The organism is Parafrankia sp. EUN1f (assembly GCF_000177675.1).
GTDB lineage: Bacteria > Actinomycetota > Actinomycetes > Frankiales > Frankiaceae > Parafrankia.
In genome coordinates, this window is record NZ_ADGX01000006.1 from 22,859 (window position 1) to 39,498 (window position 16,640).

Annotated in this window: 12 protein-coding genes; 9 read left to right on the top strand and 3 right to left on the bottom strand. The window is 72.7% G+C overall.

The features are described 5' to 3' along the window. The first annotated feature begins 273 nt into the window (after positions 1-273). The 4 genes from FREUN1FDRAFT_RS02660 to FREUN1FDRAFT_RS02675 all read left to right on the top strand — a co-directional run bounded on the left by FREUN1FDRAFT_RS02660 (position 274) and on the right by FREUN1FDRAFT_RS02675 (position 6,015). Entirely contained in the window at positions 274-2,865 is a 2,592-nt protein-coding gene (locus tag FREUN1FDRAFT_RS02660; protein ID WP_006538392.1) for an HAD-IA family hydrolase, read from the top strand. Between the two features lie 371 nt (positions 2,866-3,236). Continuing rightward, positions 3,237-5,081, top strand: a complete 1,845-nt coding sequence (locus tag FREUN1FDRAFT_RS02665; protein WP_006538393.1) for a class I SAM-dependent methyltransferase — start codon at positions 3,237-3,239, stop codon at positions 5,079-5,081. 159 nt (positions 5,082-5,240) lie between these two features. Continuing rightward, a complete protein-coding gene (locus FREUN1FDRAFT_RS02670) occupies positions 5,241-5,606 on the top strand; it encodes an Mth938-like domain-containing protein (protein WP_006538394.1) in 366 nt (121 codons plus the stop codon). Positions 5,607-5,805: 199 nt separating this feature from the next. Then, positions 5,806-6,015, top strand: coding sequence for a hypothetical protein (locus FREUN1FDRAFT_RS02675; RefSeq protein WP_006538395.1), 210 nt, complete (start codon positions 5,806-5,808; stop codon positions 6,013-6,015). A gap of 162 nt (positions 6,016-6,177) precedes the next feature. Here FREUN1FDRAFT_RS02675 and FREUN1FDRAFT_RS39415 read toward each other — a convergent pair whose 3' ends face one another. The 3 genes from FREUN1FDRAFT_RS39415 to FREUN1FDRAFT_RS02695 form a co-directional block, all read right to left on the bottom strand. Further along, positions 6,178-8,853, bottom strand: coding sequence for a WD40 repeat domain-containing serine/threonine protein kinase (locus FREUN1FDRAFT_RS39415; protein ID WP_006538396.1), 2,676 nt, complete (start codon positions 8,851-8,853; stop codon positions 6,178-6,180). Positions 8,854-8,915: 62 nt separating this feature from the next. Continuing rightward, positions 8,916-11,033 carry a DUF2142 domain-containing protein gene (locus tag FREUN1FDRAFT_RS02690; RefSeq protein ID WP_006538397.1) on the bottom strand — a complete coding sequence of 706 codons (2,118 nt, stop codon included), beginning with the start codon at positions 11,031-11,033 and terminating at the stop codon, positions 8,916-8,918. Between the two features lie 3 nt (positions 11,034-11,036). Continuing rightward, the gene (locus tag FREUN1FDRAFT_RS02695) at positions 11,037-11,711 is read right to left on the bottom strand and encodes a DapH/DapD/GlmU-related protein (protein ID WP_232295013.1); all 675 of its coding nucleotides are present in this window, start codon (positions 11,709-11,711) and stop codon (positions 11,037-11,039) included. Between the two features lie 141 nt (positions 11,712-11,852). On the opposite strand from FREUN1FDRAFT_RS02695, the gene FREUN1FDRAFT_RS02700 reads away from it, so the two are divergent. The 5 genes from FREUN1FDRAFT_RS02700 to FREUN1FDRAFT_RS02720 all read left to right on the top strand — a co-directional run bounded on the left by FREUN1FDRAFT_RS02700 (position 11,853) and on the right by FREUN1FDRAFT_RS02720 (position 16,628). Continuing rightward, complete coding sequence (locus tag FREUN1FDRAFT_RS02700) at positions 11,853-12,797, top strand: glycosyltransferase family 2 protein (protein ID WP_006538399.1); 945 nt, start codon at positions 11,853-11,855, stop codon at positions 12,795-12,797. Then, positions 12,787-14,094 (top strand): glycosyltransferase family 4 protein, encoded by a 1,308-nt coding sequence (locus FREUN1FDRAFT_RS02705; RefSeq protein ID WP_006538400.1) that lies wholly within the window; start codon positions 12,787-12,789, stop codon positions 14,092-14,094. Before FREUN1FDRAFT_RS02700 ends, FREUN1FDRAFT_RS02705 begins: the two co-directional genes overlap by 11 nt. Continuing rightward, positions 14,091-14,804 (top strand): class I SAM-dependent methyltransferase, encoded by a 714-nt coding sequence (locus FREUN1FDRAFT_RS02710; protein WP_006538401.1) that lies wholly within the window; start codon positions 14,091-14,093, stop codon positions 14,802-14,804. Before FREUN1FDRAFT_RS02705 ends, FREUN1FDRAFT_RS02710 begins: the two co-directional genes overlap by 4 nt. A gap of 58 nt (positions 14,805-14,862) precedes the next feature. Next, entirely contained in the window at positions 14,863-15,051 is a 189-nt protein-coding gene (locus FREUN1FDRAFT_RS02715) for a hypothetical protein (protein ID WP_006538402.1), read from the top strand. Between the two features lie 248 nt (positions 15,052-15,299). Next, positions 15,300-16,628, top strand: a complete 1,329-nt coding sequence (locus tag FREUN1FDRAFT_RS02720; protein WP_006538403.1) for a glycosyltransferase family 1 protein — start codon at positions 15,300-15,302, stop codon at positions 16,626-16,628. The last annotated feature ends 12 nt before the right edge of the window (positions 16,629-16,640 follow it).

A 16,640-nucleotide genomic window follows, 5' to 3' on the forward strand; every position in this document is an offset into this window, starting at 1 on the left:
CCGTCGTGCTTGAACGTCGTCGCCCGGGTTGGAGACGATGGCCGTAGACCGTACCGCGTGCCACCCCGGAGGCGATGCCCCGAGTCCGGTGACTGGCACCCCCAGGGGGGTTCATAGTATCGATCCGTCTATCTGGCTCCGGCCGGCGAGCGCTCCACCCGAACCACCCGTTGACAACCCGGAAACCTCCGGTGTCGTCCGGCGGTGGTCCGGGGGTGCCTGGCCGGCCCAGATTGGGCGGTCGGGGGACCGGCTGTCCGGGAGGGGCGGGCAGTGTTCACCGACGTCCGACTTCGCGAGGTCTGGTCGCATCTGGAGTCGGGCGGTGCCCAGGCCCTGACTCTCGATGTGTTCGACACCCTGCTGTGGCGCATGGTGCCCGAACCGGCACACGCCTTCATCACCCTGGGGCATCGCCTCGCCGAGATCGGCCAGCTGCCGACCGGCGTCACCCCGGGCGAGTTCGCCCGCCTGCGCGTCTACGCGGAGCACAAGGCCCGGGAGCACTCCCACGAGGTGCGGGGCACCTACGAGGTACGCCTCGACGAGATCTGGGGCGTGCTGGTGCCGGCGCTGCCCGGCGCGGGCAGCCTCGGCGACCTGATGGACGTCGAGCTCGCCGTCGAGCGTGACCTGTGCCGGGCCGACCTGGCCGTCGTCGAGCTGGCCGAGCTCGCGATGACCAAACTCGGGCTGCCGGTGTACCTGCTCTCCGACACCTACTTCTCCGCCGCCCAGCTGGAGCGACTGCTCAGCCGCCCGGAGCTGGCCGGGGTGCCGTTCACCGAGATCTTCACCTCGTCCGACGCCGGGCTCAGCAAGAGCGACGGACTGTTCCGGCACATGCTGGCCGCCTCGAACCTGCAGCCGTCGCGGGTCGTGCACCTCGGCGACCACCCGGTCGCCGACGTCGAGAGCGCCCGCGAGCACGGCCTGGTCGCCATCCACTACCCGAAGTACTCCGGCTCGCTGAAGTCGACGCTCGAGCTGGAGGGCCTGCTCACCGGTCCGGGCGACGACACCCCGATCGACTCGGCGCACGGCGACTACGGCATGACCGCGCTGCGGGCCCGCTCGCTGCACCGCGCGGACGCCGCCGCCGTCCCGCCGGGCCTGCGCCGCTACTGGGAGACCGGCGCGACCGTGTTCGGCCCGGTCTTCACCGGTTTTGCCGACTGGGCGGTGGAACGCACCAGAGACCACGGCGCCGACCACATCTACTGCCTGATGCGAGAGGGCGAGTTCCTCTCCCGCCTGGTCGCCGAGCCGGGCGCGGACGCCGGTGTGACCACCTCCACCCTGTGGGCGTCACGCCAGGTCTGCGCGCTGTCCAACGTGTTCGAGGGCAGCCCCGAGGAGCTGCGCAGCTTCCTCGTCCGCCGGCACGCGCCGAGCGTCGGCCAGCTGCTGCGCCAGCTCGGGGTCGCCGTCGACGACGTCGCCGGCATCTCCTCGCTCGCCGACCGGCGCCTGGACGTCCCCGGCCTGCTCGACGACACCCTCGAGGCGCTGTGCTCGGACGAGCGCATCCGCAGCGAGATCGTCCTGACCGCGGCCCGGCTGCGCGACCGGTACGTCCAGTACCTCGACACCCAGCTGCCCGAATCCGGGCGGATCGTCGTCGCCGACCTCGGCTGGGGCGGCACCATCCAGGCGCTGCTCGCCCGCCTGCTCGCCTCCACCGGGCGGGACTTCGACGTCCGCGGCCTCTACCTGGCGACGAACGCCGCCGCCGGCACGCACCGCCTCGCGGGCCTGCAGATCGAGGGCTACGCCGCCTCCGGCGGGCAGCCGGAGCTGATGGCCAACCAGCTCATGCGCAGCCCCGAGGTGCTCGAACAGCTCTGCATGCCAGACATCGGCTCGCTGGTCTCCTTCGACGACGAGCACCGCCCGGTCCTGAGCATCGACCGCACCTCGCGGACCCAGGTCGCCCAGCGGGTCGCCGTCCAGGACGGCATCCTCGCCTTCCAGCGCGAATGGCTGCGCTACCGGCGCTCGGAGACGGCGATGCCGTCGCTGTCCGAGGCGGGCGCCCGGCACGCCTCGCTGCGAATGCTGACCCGGTTCGTCGCCCGCCCCACCGCGGCCGAGGCCTCCGCGTTCGGCGCGTGGGCACACGACGACAACTTCGGCTCGGACTCGACCGAGGGCCTGTTGCCGCCCGAGCTGGTCCGGCGGATGCCCTACCTGACCCCGGCGGACGTCGAGAAGATCACCATGCGGGAGCTGTACTGGCCCGCCGGTGTCGCCGGCGTCGCGAACCGGTCGCTCGCCGTGATCAGTGGTCTGGCCGCCGCGGCCGGGGTGCGGGCCGAGGAGGTCTCCCCGGAGGCCGCCGCCGGCCCGGTCGAGGTCTACGTCGACACCGGCAGCGACTTCGTCAACGGCCACAAGGAGACCGTCGTCACCCGCTCCGGGCGCGACGGGATGTCGATCGTGCGGCTGCGGGTCGAGGGTGTCGGCGCCCGCCGGGTGCGGATCGACCCGGCCGGCCGGCGCGGCCTGCTCCGCCTCGACTGGCTGACGATCTCCTTCCACCTGCACAACGCTCCCGAGCCGTACAAGGTCACCGTCACCTCCCTGGACGACCTCGCCGGCCAGCAGCTCGCGCTCATCGGCCTGCGGACCCTGCAGGCCAACCTGCTGGAGATCGTCGGCGACGACCCGCAGATCATCTACACGATCGATCACGGCACGCAGCCGCAGCTCGGCGGGACGTACGCGATCGACGTCGAGATGGCCTTCGGCTGGCTCGGGATCCGGGCCGACCCGCTGCAGGTGCGCACGGCGGACGCGGCCCGCACCGGCCTGCCCGTCCGAGCCGCCCGGAAGATCCGTCGTGAGCTGGGAGGGATGCGGTGACGTCAGAGGCAGACGACACGGCTGACACGGAGGGCATGTCCCCCGATCCACGCCCCTCCCCGCCTCCGGGTGGCGCCGCCGGCACCTCGGGCACCCCCGGCGACCCGGTGGCCCCGGGCAGCGGGGGCACCGCGGGAAGCTGGTTCCGCCCGCCACCGAGCCAGTCCGACCCGCTGCGGACCAGCCTGCTCCCGTCGGTGTCACCGCCATCGCCTCCTACGGGGCCGCCGCCTCCCACAGGGCCACGGCCTCCCACGGGGCCGCCCTCTGCTTCGCTCCCACCGGCGGGGCCACCGTCCGGCCCGCTCCCCGTGCGCTCGTCGGCCCCCCGGCCGCCCGCGGCCACGCCGCCGGCCTCGTCACCCCCCGAGATGTCGGTCTTCACGCCGCGCTCGGCCCGGCGCGCCGCCGAGAACGCCCCGGCGCAGCCCTCCTCACCAGGTGGGCCCGTAACGGCTCCGCTTCCGCTTCCCGGCTACCCGGTCACCCCCGGCACCTCGGCGACCTTCGAACCACCCCGCGACCCCCGTGAGTTCCGCGACGCGCGGGACCGCACGCACGACCGCCCGGACCGCAGGCATCCGGACCTCAGCCACCCGGACCCCAGCCCTCCGGGCCTCGACCGCCCGGGCCTCGACCGCCCGGGCCTCGACCGCCCGGGCTTCGATCGTCCCGACCTCGATCAGGCGGATCCTGGCCGTGCACCCTTCGACAGCGCACCCTTCGACCGTGCACCCCTGGACCGGGCACCCCTGGACCGGGCGGAAGCCGCACCCGACGCCCTGCGGCCGCCGGCGGAGACGTCCAGCTCGCCCGGGACGTCCAGCCCGCCCGGGACGTCCAGCTCGACGGAGACGTCGAGCGTGGTGCACGGCAGCCTCGCGGAGCTGGCCGCGGACGCCTACGGCGGTGGCGACCACGCCGCCGAGCCGGGTGAGATCGCGGAGAAGACCCTCGCGCCGCTGCTCCTGCACTCGCTGACCGACCTGCGCGAGATCTGGATCCCGCTGCTGGAGGCGGCCGGCGCGCGCAGCGTCGCCGAGATCGGCTCGGAGAGCGGCGCGACGACGTCGCTGCTCGTCGGCCTGCTGCGCCGGGGTGGCGGCGGGCGCCTGGTGGTCATCGACCCCGAGCCGGGGGTCACCCCGACGTCCGGCGGAGGGCTGGACGTAGAGGTGATCCGCGGCTTCAGCCCCGAGGCGCTCGACGGCCACGCACCGACCGACGCCTACCTCATCGACGGAGACCACAACTACGCCACGGTCCGCGGCGAGCTCGCGGCGATCGCGGCCGCCGTGCGCGACTTCGACCGGGCCTACTTCCCGCTGGTGATCCTGCACGACGTCGGCTGGCCCGCCGGTCGCCGCGACCAGTACTACGCCCCGGACCGGATCCCCGAGGACCAGCGCCAGCCGAACTCCTGGGACGTCGGCGTGGAGATCGACAAGTCCGACGCGATCCCCGGCCGCGGCTTCCGCGGGGCGGGCGCCTTCGCCTGGGCGCTGACCGAAGGCGGCCCCCGCAACGGTGTGCGTACCGCCGTCGAGGACTTCGCGATGGACCATCCCGACCTGCGGTTCATCACGGTGGCGCCGATCTTCGGCCTCGGGGTGCTCCTCGACCGGCGCGCGCCCTGGGCCCGCCGTATCGCCGACCTGCTCGCACCGTGGGTGGCCAACAGCCTGCTGGCCCGGATGGAACGCAACCGCATCGACCTGTACCTGCGGGTCCTCGCGATGCAGGACGACGCGGCCGCCGCCGCCCGGATCCGGCAGCGGGAATGGTCCCGCATCGACGCCGAGCGCAGCGAGCTCGCCGCCCGGGACCTGCATCGCCTGAGCCGCATCAGCGAGCTGGAGCAGGAGCTCGCCGTGGCCCGCAGGGAGCAGCAGCAGCGGCCGCCGTGGGGCCCCGGAGCACCGGACGAGCCGAGGCTTCTCACCGCCGCCCGCATCGCCGGCGCAGCCCTGCGGGCCCGTCTCGGCGGTGAGGCGGGTGTCCGCGACTCCGGCGACTCCGGCGACTCCGGCGACTCCGGCGACTCCGGTGACGGGGCCGGCTCGACGGCTATCCCGTCGCGGGGCGCTCAGGCCCTGGCCGCGGGCACCCGCACCGGCAGCGCCGCGGTCGTCCGCCTGGGCTCAGGCCTCGCCCGGCTGGTGGAGAACAGATCCACCGGTGGCACCCCGAACTCCTCCCGTCACAGCAGGCACTGACCGCGCGGGCCTGCCGGGCGTCGGGCTGCCGCTGCTGCCGCGCAAGATTTGAGGGTTTTGGTTGCTACAACGACCAAAGCCCTCAGATCTTCCGATCGTCGCCACGTGATCCAATGATCTTCGCTGGAAAGAGATGCCGATCCGGTTCTGAGGAGTCCGATGGCCCGCTCGCCACACGTTGTCCACATCTCATGGGGCCGCACCGACGTGGAAGGGCTCGGGTCAGGCAAGGACTTCATCCTGTACCCAGGCGGAGGCCGGGAGTGGGACTGGTCCGAGAACGGTACCCGCCATGAGCCGGGAATCCAGCCGGCCGATGTACAGGAGATCCTCGACGTGGGCGTGACCGCGGTCGTGCTCAGCCGCGGGATGGAGCTTCGCCTGCGGACGATGCCGGAGACGCTCGAGTTGCTGCGCGATCACAACGTCGAGGTTCACGTCGAGGAGACGAAAGCCGCGGTGCTCCTCTACAACCGGCTGGCAGAGACCGCTGCCGTTGGTGCGCTTCTCCATTCGACCTGTTGAGCCCGGGCTCGCGCGCGTCAAATGACGAGCGGGTCGACGTCGTAGCGCTGGATGTCGGCGCCGCGGGTGGCGAGGGTCGGATCTGCTCTGAACGGGCACGCCCAACGGGCTGGACGTCCCGGGCGGCGCGGTGAAGGTCTGTGGGTTGAGGTGACAGGGTGCCCGCGATCACACCGCTCGTCTGAGGAACCCTTCCAGCATGCGATGGAGCAGCGAGAACGACTACGCGATCGACGAGACGATCATCACCGTTGATGACGGCCGTAACGCCCGCGTGCTCAGGGTCAGCCGCCACGGGCTCGTCGTCGGTGACTTCGCGTCCTGGGGTGATCTGCTGGCAGACGTCGACCTCGGCCTCGCCATTCAGGAGGATCCGCACGCACCCTGTGTCCCCGGCGCGCCTCGGTAGGCGGCGCCTGGCGTCGGCCCGGGCAGCCGGTTCGTGCCTTGTCTCGCCGGGCCGGTAACGCTGGCCCGGCGAACGGCCCGGGAGCCGCGTAGGGCGCTCGGCAGCGAAAACTGATGTCGGCCTGGCGGTGGTCGGCTCCTGGCCGTTCAGGCGCTGGGTGCTTCAGCAGACGGGCTGGTAGGGGACGTCGGCGATGTCGCGTTGCCAGTCGGCCTGGGTGATCTGGTTCGCCGGGTCGGCGCAGGCGCGGGCGACGAGGCCGGCGTCGTCGATGCGGGAGATACGGGTCGTGTAGTCGTCGCTGATGGTGACCAGTGATTCACCATTCGGCATGAACTCGACGCCCTGCACCCAGTCGCCGTGGCCGGAGATCACCCCGGCTGCGGTCACCTTGCCCGGGGCGCTCAGGTCCCACAGGTGGGCGGTGGTGTCCCAGCCGGCGGTGGCCAGGGTGTGGCCGTCGGGGCTGTAGGCGAGGTCGAAGACCCACTTCTCGTCGGCCTCGATCGACGCGGTCGCCCTGGGCCGGGCGGGATCCGTGACGTCCCACAGCTTCACCAGGCCGTCGTAGGCGCCGGTGGCCAGTTGCTTCCCGTCCGGGCTGAACGCCACCGCCCAGACGTAGTCCGTGTGGGCGGTGATGGCGGCCAGCGGGCGAGGCGAGCTCGGGTCGCTGATGTCCCAGAGTCGGGCGGTGTGGTCGGCGCTGGCGGTGGCCAGCACCTTTCCGTTCGGGCTGAAGGAGACCTCGTTGACCCAGCTGGTGTGCCGGTTCAGCACGGCGAGCTGGTGCGGGGACTCCGGATTCCTGATGTCCCACAACCGGGCGGTGTTGTCGTAGCCCGAGGTGGCGAGGATCTGCCCGTTCGGGGAGAAGGCGGCGTCGAGGACGTAGCCGTCGTGGCCCAGCAGCACGGCGAGCTGCCTGGGCTGGCTCAGGTCGCGGATGTCCCACAGCCGCACGGTGCGGTCGTAGCTGACGGTCGCGAGCAGCTTTCCGTCCGGGCTGAACGCGGCGTCGAGCACCCAGGCCGAGTGGGCGGTGAGGGTGGCCAGCTCATGGGGGTGCGAACGGTCGGTGACATCCCACAGCCGGACCAGGTTGTCAGCGCCGCCGGTGGCGACGGTGCGCCCGCTCGGGCTGACGCCCAGGCCGAGCACCGACTCGGTGTGCCCTGTCAGCACCGTCGCCGTGGCAGGGGAGAAGGACGTCCGCAGGCTGGCCCTGGCCTCGGGTACCGGGCTGATCCGGAACGCGGCCAGGCTGAGGCGTGCCGCGCGCCCGGAGTCGGAGTCGCGGATCGACTCGGCCATCGCGGCGACCCGGCGGGCCACGTTGTCGCGCGTCGCCCTCTCGTCGCGGCCGCCGCCGGTGAAGGCCAGCGGGATGAGCGCGGCGATCAGGAGCAGCGCGAGCAGGGGCACGCCGAAGAGCACGATCCGGCGGCGGGTGGTGGCGGCGAGCAGACGGGTGACCCGGGAGCCTTCGGTCCCGGCCGCTGAACCACCCCCAGTGCCCCCAGTGCCCCCAGCGGCCTCGGCGCCGGCGGCGTCACCGGTGCCGGCCGGTCCGGCAGGTGGCCGGCCGCCGGTGCCGCCGCCACTGAGGCTGTCGGTGCCGGTGCGGCTGCCTCCGGTGCCCCCAGCCCCCCCGGTGCCCCCAGCCCCCCCGGTGCCCCCAGCGCCGCCGGTGCCGGTGTGGCCTCCGGCGTCGGGGGCACCGGTGATCGCTGGCGGGCGGGGACCGGTGGCGACGTCGTGCTCGGGTGCGGGCTGTGCCGGCACGCCCGTGACCACGCACGACGCCGAGGCCCCCACGATGCCGCTGGTCAGGTCCGGGAGTGGCAGGTTGCCCGGCTGGCCGACCGGTGCCACCGGTGGAGGAGGGTCGGCGATGGGCGCGTTGGTGGTCTGGATCGCCGCCGAGACGTCGGGGTCGGGGTGGGTCGCCGGGCCCATCCCGACCAGCCGCAGGAACAGCTCCTGGGCGGTCGGGCGCTCGGCCGGGTTCTTGCGCATCGCCTGCTCGACGATGGGCCGCAGCGCGGGATCGAGGCCGTCCAGCAGCGGTTCGCGGTGGACCACCCGGTAGAGCTGCACCGGGGTGGGCCCGTCGCCGAACGGGTACGAGCCGGTGCCGGCGTAGGTGACCAGACCGCCCCAGGCGAAGATGTCGGCCGCCGATGTCACCGGCTCGCCGTTGGCCTGCTCGGGGGCCATGAACGCCGGGGTGCCGATGCGCTGGACCTCCTGGCTGACCATGGTCTGGGCGTCCAGGGCGCGGGCGATGCCGAAGTCGATCACTCGCGGGCCGAGGGTGGACAGCAGCACGTTGGACGGCTTGAGGTCCCGGTGGACCATGCCGGCGCCGTGGATCGCGGTCAGTGCGGCGGCCACGCTGACCGCCACCCGTTCCAGGTCGGCCGAGCGCAGCGGGCCTTCGACGGCGACGGCCTGGGCCAGCGTCAGCCCGTCGACGTATTCGGTCACCAGGTACGGCTGCCCGTCGGGCGGGTCGACGACGTCGAGGACCTCGGCGGTGCAGAAGCGCGCGACCCGGCGGGCCAGGTCGGCCTCGCGCTGGAACCGGGCCCGGAACTCGGGCAGCCGGGCCAGATCGGCCCGGACCACCTTGACGGCGACCATCCGCCCGCCGGGGTCACGGCCGAGGTAGACCGTGCCCATTCCGCCCTCGCCGAGCCGGCCCACCAGCACGTAGCGGCCGAGCCGGGCCGGATCGTCCGGGCCCAGCGGGGACGCCAGCCGCGAGGCGGCGGCCACCGAGGGGCCGGTCGAATCCGCGGGCGGTGTGGTTTCCCAGCCCCGCTTTCGGCGCACGGCTCCCCCCGAACCGAGATGACGGACACCGGAACCTTACGTGAGTGGTCCGCGGCCTGCTTTCAGTGTGACGGCACGGGGCTGGCCATGCTTGACGGCCTACCTTTTGCCGCGGAGGGTCCCGACTCGGCCGGCGCGGATTCGCCCGGGGGCGGCTCGGAAAGCCCCTGCTCATCGGGCTTGGACCCGGCGGAACCGGCTGGCGGGGATTTCCGCGCCGCCGGGCGGATGGGGATGGTGTCCCTGGATTCCGGTTCCGTCGGGAGTGGTTCGAACCCTCCGGCCTGGCCGGGCGGCCCGGCCGGCCAGGCCGCTGTCGTCGCTGTGGTCGGCTGGGGCGTCCCGGCGGGGTTCCGGCCGCCACCGAGGCCCGGTGCGGCTGGATGATCCGGCCCGGCGCCACCCGGCGGCGTGTCACCGCGCACGGCCGTCCACACACAGCTGACGAGAACGAGAACGGCCAGCGCGACACCGACCCACACAATGGTGATCACCGTCGAGGGCGACCAGGGTGACCAGGCCGCCAGTGCGTCCCAGGAATCGGCGAGATCGCCGCCGGCCGGCTCCCAGAAGTGCACCAGAACGGTCTTGATGGACCACCACTGGGCTGCCGCGGCGGCCCCGAAGAACAGGACGGGAAAGACGCGGGCGACCTGCCGGCCGAACGCGGGGGCTCCCATGCCGACGCCGACCGCGAGAGCGGTCAGCCCGCCGTACATATACCGCCCCGAAATCCCGCTCAGGTGGCCGTGCTCGCTGAAGCCCGTCGCGGACTGAAAAGTCATCAGCCCGAAAAGGCCGAGCGTGGGCCAGAGCAGGAACAGCAGGTCCACCCGGGTCCGGCCGTCGCGGGCCCGGATGATGCCCAGCGCGAACAGGGCGATCACGATGGCGCTCGCCGTCCGGACGAACACCGTCGGCAGGGTCACCTCGAACCAGCCGAACGCTCCCCACCAGCGCGTGACCGCGCCGTTGAACAGGACGTCCAGGTAGGCGTCCCAGTCATCGCCCAGGTAGTCGCCGAGCGGGAAGTTCGGCGTCTCCGGCTGGAACGTGTGATAGCGGACGAGGTTGACGACCCACCACCAGCCGCCGAAGGCCACCATGAGCCCACCGCCGAGCAGAATCTGCCGCCACGGAGCCCTGGTGGCGCCGGTCGGCACGGTACGCAGCCCGGTGTCGGCGAGCAGGAACGGCGCGTCCCGGTCCGGATCCAGCGTGCCCCGGCCCCGGACCCGGCCCCGCTCGGCCTGGCCGGTGCGGCTGAGGTTGCTGGCGCGACTGGCACGACTGGTGCGGTTGTGGCGGTCGTCCCGCCGGGCTCGCAGCCAGGCGACGAGGTAGGCGAGCGCCGCCATCGGGACGAGCACAATGGCGAGCGACTTCGTCAGCAGGGCGAGCCCGATGAACCCGCCGGCCCAGGCCGCGGTGCGCAGCGAGGTGTCTCCGCGCAGGATGTAGATGATCGTCAGGGTGGCCAGCCCGGTGGTCAGCGCCAGCAGGTTGTCGTTGTTCACGCTCGACCCGATGTGGCTGAGCTCGGGCACCGCCAGCGGGACGAGGGCCGCGCAGGTCGCCGCGATGCGGTTGCCACCGGAGAGCCGGTGCGCGCCCGCCCAGGCCAGGACCGGCAGCCACATCACCATCAGCGCGCTCATCAGGCGCAGCGCACCGATGGTCACGTCCCAGCGCAGGCCGTCGCCGTCCCCGCCGCCGGGCAGCGCCCACAGCACCGCGGCGCCGACCCAGTAGTAGAGCGGCGGGTGCTGGACGAGTTGCTGAATGTCCCCGGGAGGCTGCGGATCACCGTCCGCCTGCCGCGTCTGGCCCAGCTCGTCCCAGTCGGGACGGTCGGCGCGCGGTGTGGCGTCGTCCGTGACGATCGGCGCGTGGTCGAGCTCGTAGGGCACCGCTTCGGAGCCGTAGGGGGACGCCGCGATCGCTCCGACGCCGTCCGGCTTCACGAACGCGTGCCCGGGATGAGGCCAGCCGTCGCCCTGGACCAGCCGCAGCACGGCGTCCACGTGGTTCGGCTCGTCGGGCGCGTGGTACTGCGGGACGAGCACCGACCAGCAGGCGAGCAGCGCCCCGAACAGGGCGGTGATCAGCCAGATCGGCAGCGGAACCGAACGCAGCAGGACCAGTGGCCGGAACCGGATGCCACCCGGGTATTCGGACATCGCTCAGCGCCAGTAGTCGATATGCCCGACGACCTTCGCCGGTGAGCCCGCGACGACGGCCTTCGCGGGGACGTCCTTGGTCACCACGGAGCCTGCGGCCACGACGGCGCTCTCGCCGACCGTCACGCCTTTGAGGACGATCGCGCCGGCACCGATCCAGGCCCGGTCCTCCAGCACGATCGGCCCACTCATCGGCTGTTCGACACCGTCGACGACCATCGGATGGAAATCGTTGTCGAGAAGCTGGGTGTCCCATGACACGTTGCAGTACGCGCCGATCGACACCCGTTCCCGTACCAGGATCTTCGCGAAACCGTTGATATTCGCGAAGGGGCCGAGTTCAAGCACGCCCGAGTCGACCACGACGCGAATCCCGCGCTGCAGCGAGACGACGCCCTCGCAGCGGATCCGGCCCTCGGGATGGACGCGGACCACCGACACGTCGTGCCGCGTCGTCAGGCCGAACGGAGCGAGCCCGATCCGCAGCGCAGCGCCGTCGGCGAACTCGATCCGCTCGTGCCCTTCGATCACCGTCGGTGAACCGATCCAGATCGGCTGCTTGTGGGCGAGCGGATACCGCAGTCCGGCCACGAACGAGCGTGCCGAGGTCTCCCGGGCGGCCCGCAGAGCCCGCACATGGCGCACATACTCGCGTAGATCACCTCTGAACGTCCCCACGCTGGTAACAGTAGGCGCAGCATCGGGCCGACCGGAGTTCGGCCCCCACAGCAAGCCGTGTCACCCTGGTGGGCGGACTGCCCGCGAGCTGCCTGGGGAAGGAACGCGGGCGCGCGACCACGACCCGGGAGTCACAGCGACGTGAGTGTCAGTGCCATCCATCCATCCGAGCACCAGACGGGCCTCGCGGTCGAGACGCCGCCCTACGTGACCGTCGTGCTTCCCTGTTACAACGAGCAGGATCACGTCGTCCTGGAGCTCGAGCGCATCACGGCGGCGATGGACGCCAGCGGCTACAGCTACGAACTGCTGGTGATCGACGACAAGTCGACCGACAGCACACTGAGCGTCCTGCGCGACGTCGCGCCGAAGTACCCGAACATGCGGCTGATGCCGTTCCGGCGCAACGGCGGGTCGGGCACCGCCCGGCGCATCGGGACGCAGGAGGCGCGCGGTAGGATCGTCGTCTGGACCGACGCGGACATGACGTATCCCAACGAGCGCATTCCCGAGTTCGTCCAGTACCTCGACGAGAATCCGGATGTCGACCAGGTTGTCGGCGCGCGGACCACCGAGGAGGGCACGCACAAATGGGCGCGCGTGCCGGCGAAGTGGCTCATCCGAATGATCGCGCAGCGGCTGTCCGGAATGAAGATCCCTGATCTCAACTCCGGGCTGCGTGCCTTCCGCCGCGACGTCTCACTGCCCTACCTGCGCCTGCTGCCGCCCGGATTCTCCTGCGTCACGACCATCACGATGGCGTTCCTGTCCAACCAGCATCCGGTGGACTACCTGCCGATCGACTACGCCAAGCGCTCGGGGACGTCCAAGTTCCACCCGTTCCGGGACGCGCGCCGGTACATCCTGCAGGTGCTGCGGATGGTCATGTACTTCGACCCGATCAAGGTCCTGATGCCGGTCGCCCTGTGGATCATGGGGATCGGCTTCGCCAAGCTGATCGCCGACGTCATCCGCTACGACTTCCGGGTCACCACCTCGACGCTGCTCGCGATCCTGGTCGGGTTCCAGATCGTCGTCCTCGCCCTGATCGGTGACCTGGTGGCCCGGTCGCGCAGTGACACCTGACCGATCGCGGTCCGCGGCGCGGATCGCGATCATCGGGCCGACCCACCCGTACAAGGGCGGTATCGCCCAGCACACGACCGAGCTGGCACACCGACTGGCCGACCGTGGCCATCAGGTGCGGATCGAGTCGTGGTCCCGCCAGTACCCCGCCCGGCTCTACCCGGGCCAGCAGCGGGTCGCGGTCCCGGAGGGGACGCCGTTCCCCGCGACCTCCTACCCGCTTTCCTGGCGCCGGCCCGACACCTGGCTGCGCCTGGGCCGTCAGCTGCGGCCGACCGGAACCGCCGCGGCCGACGGCCCAGGCGCTGAACGCCCGGACGTCGACGGGCGGGATGTCGACGGGCGGGATGTCGACGGGCGGGATGTCGACGGGCGGGGTGTCGACCTCGTCGTGCTCGTCGTCGTGACGCCGATCCAGGCGCCGGCCTATCTCGCGATCCTCGCCGGGCTTCGCGGCCGGCGTCGGCGGCCCCCGACCGTCCTCGCCCTGTGTCACAACGTGCTGCCGCACGAGCGTCGCTCGGCCGACCAGCCGCTGATCTCCGCCGTGCTGCGCCGGTGCTCGGCGGTGCTCGTGCACACCCAGGCGCAGGCGGAGCTCGCGGGCACGCTCACCGACGTCCCGGTGCGGGTCGCCGAGATGGCCACCCACCTGTGGACCCCGTCCGCCCCCGACTCCGACCCCGGCCTCGACCCCGCGGTGGGGATCGCCGTGCCGGCGGCGGCCGCCGTGCCCGAGCCCTCGCGCGAGCTGCTGTTCTTCGGGCTGGTCCGGCCGTACAAGGGTCTGGACGTGCTGCTGCGCGCGCTGGCGGCCGGGCCGGCCGACGTCCGCCTGACGGTGGCGGGGGAGTTCTGGGGCGGGGTGGAGGCGACCCGGGACCTGGTGGCCGAGCTGGGCCTCGGCGACCGCGTCGACCTGCGTCCCGGTTATGTCCCGGCCAGGGAGGTCCCAGGCCTGTTCGCGGCCGCGGACGCGCTGGTGCTGCCGTACCGGGCCGGCACCGCCTCGCAGAACGTCGACCTCGCGCACCTGCACGGTCTGCCCGTCGTCGCGACCAGCGTCGGGACGCTCGCGACGTCGGTGCGTGACGGCGTCGACGGCCTGCTCGTCCCACCGGACGACCCGACCGCGCTCGCCGCGGCGCTGTGGCGGCTGTACGAGCCGGGGACGCTCGCCGCGCTGCGGGCCGCGGTGGCCCCACCTGACACCGACGCCGCCTGGGACCGCTACCTCGACGCGGTGCTGGCCCCGTCCGGTGCCGACCGTGCGGGAAAGGCAGACTGTGCGCCATGAGTCCCCTACGCGACGACGCCCTCGCCTACGCCGGTCACCAGGTGCACGTCATGCGCCGCCGCGAGGTCGGGACGCTGCTCTCCTGGGCGGGTGACCTGCACGGGCGGACGATGCTCGACGTCGCGGGCGGCGACGGCTACTGGGCCGGCCAGGCGATTCGCCGCGGTGCCCGGGCGGTGAGCCTGGACCTCGCGCGCCACAAGCTGACCTTCGGCAGCCGGCTGAGGCACCGCCCGGGGCTGGTCGAGGGTGACGCGCTGCGGCTGCCCTTCGCGCCCGCGACGTTCGACGTCGTCATGTCGGTCTGCGCCATCGAGCACTTCGACGACGGACCGGCCGCCCTGGCCGAGATGGCCCGGGTGCTGCGCCCGGGCGGTGACCTGGTGATGTCCGCGGACGCGCTGACCCGGGCCGAGCGCTGGCCGGACCTGTTCGCCCGGCATCGGGAGCGGTACCACGTCCAGCACACGTATCCCGGCGAGCGGCTGACGAAGCTGCTCGACGCGGCCGGGCTGGAGGTCGTCCGACAGACCTACATGTTTCGCTCCGAACGGGCTGAGCGGCTCTACCTGAACCTTTCGGCCAAGGGTGGGCGGGTCGGGTGGAACGCGGCCGCGGCGATCTCACCGTTGGTGGCGCTGTCCGACCGCCGGGCGCCGGACACCACCGGTAGCGTCGTGCTGACCCACGCCCGCAGGAGGCAGCAGTGACCAGCCGACCAGTCAGGCCTGCCCGGCCCGTCAGCTCCGCCCGGCCCGGAACATGGGCATGAGTGCGCCGCTCGGGCAGAAGGTGCTGGCGGGCATCCTCACCTTCCTGTTCTTCGCGCTGGTCATCTTCGGGCTCGGCGCGGCCTTCGACCAGTTCGGGCACCGTGCCTGGGGGCACGCTATCGGGATCGGCGCCTGCGTGATCATGGTCGTCGCGGGCGTGGCGACCAGCCGGCGCGACCAGTAGCCCGGCCCAGGGCCACTGGCCCCGGAGGCGTTCGGATGAGCCAGAAGATCTGAGGATTCTGGTCGTTCTGACGACCACGATCCTCGGATCTTGCTCGGCAGCAGCAGCGGTCCGAAGACGCAGCTCGAAGATCTGAGGTTTCTGGTGGTTCCAGCAACCACGATCCTCAGGTCTTGCTCGGCAGCAGCGGAAGTTCGTCGCGGGGGGCGGGGCCGGCGGGTCCGGCGTGGCGCGGGAGACTGACCGTCGTGCGGATCGGTTTCCTGGTCGAACAGATGCTGGCGCCGGTGCCCGGCGGCACCGGTCGCTACTCCGCCGAGCTGGCCGCCGCCCTGGCCCGCACCGCGGATCCCGGCGACGGCGTCGTCGGGTGGTGCGCGTTCCGCCGCGACGTCTCGGGCGCCGCCGTGCCCGGTGTCCTCGGGCCGTTGCGCCTGGGGCTGCCACGGCGGGTCCTTGCCACGGCCTGGGCGCGCGGCGTGGGTCCGATACCCGGGGGAGTGGACGTCGTCCATGCGCCGACGCTTCTCGTGCCGCCACGGGGCCTTGAGGCGCTCCCGCCCGGGGTGCGGCACGCGGCCACCGCCTGGCGGCGGACGGCGGCCGGCCGCCACGGCGGGGCGGGCCCGCAGAGCCGCCCGGCACCGCAGAGCCGCCCGGCACCGCAGAGCCGCCCGGGCCCGCAGAGCCGCCCGGGCCCGCGGAACAACCTGGTATCCCGGAGCCGTCTGGTGGTCACGGTGCACGACGCGGTGCCGTGGACCCACCCCGAGACCCTCACCCCGCACGGGGTGCGCTGGCATCGCGAGATGGGGGAGCGGGTCGCCCGCGAGGCCGACGCGGTGATCGTGCCGACCCAGGCCGTCGCCGCGGACGTCCGCGAGCACCTGCCGATCGACCCCGAGCGGCTGCACGTGATCGGCGAGGGGGTCGCCGACGCGGTGCTGCGGGTGCCGGCGGACGCCGATCGCCGGGCCGCCCGGCTGGGCCTGCCCGAACGGGGGTACCTGCTGACGCTGGCGACCATGGAGCCCCGCAAGGGCCTGGACACGGCGCTGGCCGCGATGCGTCACCCGGCGGCGCCCGATCTGCCGTTGGTGCACGTCGGAGCGGCGGGGTGGGGCGATCTCGGTGCCGGTACCGCGGGCGCGGGCGGGTTCGCCGAGCTCGCGGCGGCCGGGCGTTTCCGCGCGCTCGGCCGGATCAGTGACGAGGATCTCGCGGTCGTGCTCTCCCGGGCGACGGCCCTGCTCGCGCCGAGCCGCTCGGAGGGTTTCGGGCTGCCGGTCATCGAGGCCATGGCCCACGGAGTGCCGGTGGTCGTGTCCGACACGCCGGCTTTGGTGGAGGTCGCCGGGGACGCCGCGCTGGTGGCCCGGATCGGTGATGCGGCCGGCTTTGCCGAGGCTCTCGGGCGTATCGTCCAGAATCCCCGGCTACACAGCCGTCTGTCGCGTTCGGGACTCCTCCGCGCGGCGGGATTTACCTGGAATGAGGCGGCGCGATCGTGCTGGGAGCTCTACCGTCGAATCAGCAGCTCCCCTGCCGTGTCCGTCGCTGACGACGGGCGGGCGTAGTGTTGCCACCGT

Coding starts and splice junctions, on each gene's coding strand:
- FREUN1FDRAFT_RS02670 (WP_006538394.1), top strand. CDS start 5,241: ATGGCCCGCTCGCCACACGTTGTCCACATCTCATGGGGCCGCACCGAC.
- FREUN1FDRAFT_RS02710 (WP_006538401.1), top strand. CDS start 14,091: ATGAGTCCCCTACGCGACGACGCCCTCGCCTACGCCGGTCACCAGGTG.
- FREUN1FDRAFT_RS02715 (WP_006538402.1), top strand. CDS start 14,863: ATGAGTGCGCCGCTCGGGCAGAAGGTGCTGGCGGGCATCCTCACCTTC.
- FREUN1FDRAFT_RS02675 (WP_006538395.1), top strand. CDS start 5,806: ATGCGATGGAGCAGCGAGAACGACTACGCGATCGACGAGACGATCATC.
- FREUN1FDRAFT_RS02665 (WP_006538393.1), top strand. CDS start 3,237: ATGTCGGTCTTCACGCCGCGCTCGGCCCGGCGCGCCGCCGAGAACGCC.
- FREUN1FDRAFT_RS02690 (WP_006538397.1), bottom strand. CDS start 11,033: ATGTCCGAATACCCGGGTGGCATCCGGTTCCGGCCACTGGTCCTGCTG.